Below are 3,116 nucleotides of genomic sequence, written 5' to 3'. Positions count from 1 at the left end.
GCCCAACCGGATACGAACGCCATGATGATGATTGCCGCGAGCGACGTGGTGAATCCGACGCCGATCGGGATCAGTCCACGGATCAGTGCGTTACCGAGTTCGTCGATGTCGTCGCCGGTGCGGGTCAGCAGATCGCCACGTCGCAATGTGACCGAGTACGCGGGCGAACCGGTGGCCAACGCCAGGTACAGCCGTTCCCGCGCTGTCGCCATACCGCCGAGCGCCAGATCATGTGTCGCCAGCCGCTCCAGGTAGCGGAACAGACCGCGCGAGATACCCAGCGCGCGTACCGCGGTGATCGCGACCGACAGAAACAACACAGGCGGCATCTGCCAGGCGCGCGTGATCAGCCACGCAGACAGCGCGGCCAAGCCCAACGCCGCCAGCGCACCGGCGACCCCGAGCAACAACGACCGCGCAACCGGCTTCCACCTCAGATCGAGGAAACCCAATGCACGCACAAGCGGATCGCTGCGCCAGCCGGTCTTGTTGTCAGCCAACGCCGATCACCTCCGGAAATTCGACGATGCTGTCGGCATAGGCACGCGCAACCGGACGATGCGCGACGACGACCACCGTGTCGCCTGCCCACGCACGCCGTGCGATCGCACCGAGCACCGACGCTTCCGACGCCGCGTCGAGATGAGCCGTCGGCTCGTCGAGCAACAACAGCGGCGCCGGTGACGCCAACGCCCGTGTCAACGCGAGGCGTTGACGCTGGCCCGCAGACAGACCGACACCGCCCGCTCCGAGTACGGTGTCGAGTCCATTCGGTAGGGATCGCACCACGTCGTCGAAACCTGTTGCCGTGGAGGCCGCTTCGAATGATTCCGGCGCCAACTGCCCGAAGAGTGCGAGATTCTCGGCGACGGTCCCCGGCACGATGACCGGTTGTTGCGGAAGCCAGATCACCTGCTCGTGGTAGGCAGTCGGTTCGAGTTCTGCGACCGGGATCGAGCCGACCAGTACCGACCCGTCGTCGGGTGCGATCAGGCCGAGCATGGTCGCGACGGCCGTCGACTTACCGGCGCCGTTCGGGCCGGTGAATAGCGTGAACTGTCCGGGTTCGATGGTGGTCGTCAGACCGTAAGGCGCCCAGCCGTCACGCCCGTGGACGCCGACATCGAGAAGCCGGATCGGTTCTCCCGCAACGGTGCACGTGCGCGTTCGACGAGACGTCGACGGTGCCGTGACATCGCCGGAATCGATCAGCTCCAGCACCTCGTTCGCCGCTGCGACCCCATCGGCCGAATTGTGGAACTGCGCACCCACCTGGCGTAGCGGCAGATATGCCTCGGGCGCGAGGATGAGCGCGAAGACGCCGGCGTACAGGCTCATATCGCCGAACACCAGCCGCAATCCGATGCCCACCGCGACCAACGCGACACACAGCGTCGCCAAGAACTCGAGCACACCACCGGAGAGAAACGCCACCCGCAGCCCGGACATGGTGCTGCGCTTGTGTTCTCGACCCAGCTCGGCGACGCGTTCCGCCGGCGCCTTCGCGCGATTGAGTGCACGCAACGTCGGCAGACCTGCGATCAGGTCGAGCACTTGCGAATTCAGCGTGCTCATCGTCTTGAGCTTGCGCTCGGTACGATCCCGGGTCATCAGTCCGATGAGGATCATGAACAACGGGATGAGCGGCAGCGTGATGATGATGATCAACGCCGACGGCCAGTCGGCCAATCCGATCACCACCACGACGGTCGGGGTCACCAGCACCGTCACGATCAATGCCGGGACGTAGCCCGACAGGTACGGCCCCAGCGCGTCGAGTCCTCGCAGCAGGACCGTCGTCGCATGTTCCCTGCGCCGCAACAACTCTCGCGTCGGGGTGCGGTCGGGATCGGTCAACACACGCAGCGATCGCGCACGCAGCTCCGCAATGGTCGACGCCGACGCACGGTGCGCGTACCGGTCATGCGCGTACGACATGATCACGCGAACCGCCAACGCGCAGGCCAGAATCCACAGATGCGTCGACTGTGCCGAGATCGACCTGCGGGCCGGGTCGACGATGATCTCCGACAGGATCGACGCCGTCATCGCTGCGGCGACAAGCATCGCGACAGTGGTGATCGACGCCGAGATCGCGGTCACCGCAACGTAGCGGCGGGTCGACGGCGAGTACTTGAGCAGACGAGGATCGAGAGGCGGACCCCCACGACGCTTTGCGCCCGACGCCGCTGGGGCACCCCGGCTATCGGCCGGGGCGCCCACCGGGCTTACTCCCACGCCTTCAGCGACGACAACCCGATCGACTCAGGGATCTGGTCAACCGACAGGCGCTTGCGGAACACCCAGTACGTCCAGGCCTGGTACGCGATCACGATCGGCGTGACGACCACCGCGGCGATCGTCATCACCGTGAGCGTGTAGTCGCTCGACGCCGTGTTCTCGACGGTCAGGTTGAACGCCGAATCGGTCGTCGACGGGAGCACATTCGGGAACAGGCACGCGAAGAGCGAGGCAACCGTGCCAGCGATGGCAATCGCGTTGGCGGTGAACGCGATTCCCTCCCGTTCGGCCTGCGTGGCGATCACCATGACGACCGCTGCGACGGCCGCGATCAACACCGGAATCCACGTCCAGCCGTTGCCGTAGGCGAACTGCGTCCACAGCAGGAAGACTGCCGCGACGACCAGCGTCGGAATGGCGAGTACCTTGGCGTACTTCTTCGAATCCTCTTCCAGCACACCACCGGTCTTGAGACTGAGGAAGATCGCGCCGTGGGTGAGGAACACAAGCAGCGTCGTGAGCCCACCCAGCAGGCCATAGGGGTTGAGAAGGTTGAAGAACCCGCCCGTGTACTGGTGCGCCTCGTCGATCGGCAGACCACGAACGACGTTGGCGAACGCGACGCCCCACAGAATCGCTGGAATCCACGAGCCGAGTCCGATACCGATGTCGCACCACTGCCGCCACTTGGGATTGTTGATCTTGCCGCGCCATTCGATCGAGACGACACGTGCGATCAGGCCGACGAGGATGAGGAACAGCGGCAGGTACAGGGCAGAGAACATGGTTGCGTACCAGCCGCCGAACGCAGCGAACAGCGCGCCGCCCGCAGTCAACAACCACACTTCGTTGCCGTCCCACACCGGCCCGATCGT

Annotated in this window: 2 protein-coding genes and 1 pseudogene; all 3 read right to left on the bottom strand. The window is 65.1% G+C overall.

The genetic code is table 11. From position 1 onward, the window contains the following. Window positions 1-500: pseudogene (locus tag A5777_RS07035) on the bottom strand (thiol reductant ABC exporter subunit CydC); the annotation flags it as partial. Continuing rightward, complete coding sequence (gene cydD / locus A5777_RS07030) at window positions 493-2,223, bottom strand: thiol reductant ABC exporter subunit CydD (RefSeq protein ID WP_197502309.1); 1,731 nt, start codon at window positions 2,221-2,223, stop codon at window positions 493-495. The gene cydD and the pseudogene A5777_RS07035, both read right to left, overlap by 8 nt. A 5-nt stretch (window positions 2,224-2,228) precedes the next feature. Beyond that, a partial coding sequence (cydB, locus tag A5777_RS07025; protein ID WP_064862119.1) for a cytochrome d ubiquinol oxidase subunit II occupies window positions 2,229-3,116 on the bottom strand: 888 nt, incomplete at its 5' end.

The sequence above is a fragment of the Gordonia sp. 852002-10350_SCH5691597 genome, assembly GCF_001665715.1.
Taxonomy (GTDB): domain Bacteria; phylum Actinomycetota; class Actinomycetes; order Mycobacteriales; family Mycobacteriaceae; genus Gordonia; species Gordonia sputi.
Note: the sequence above shows the minus strand (reverse complement) of the source record. Positions and strands in the feature narration are given on the sequence as shown.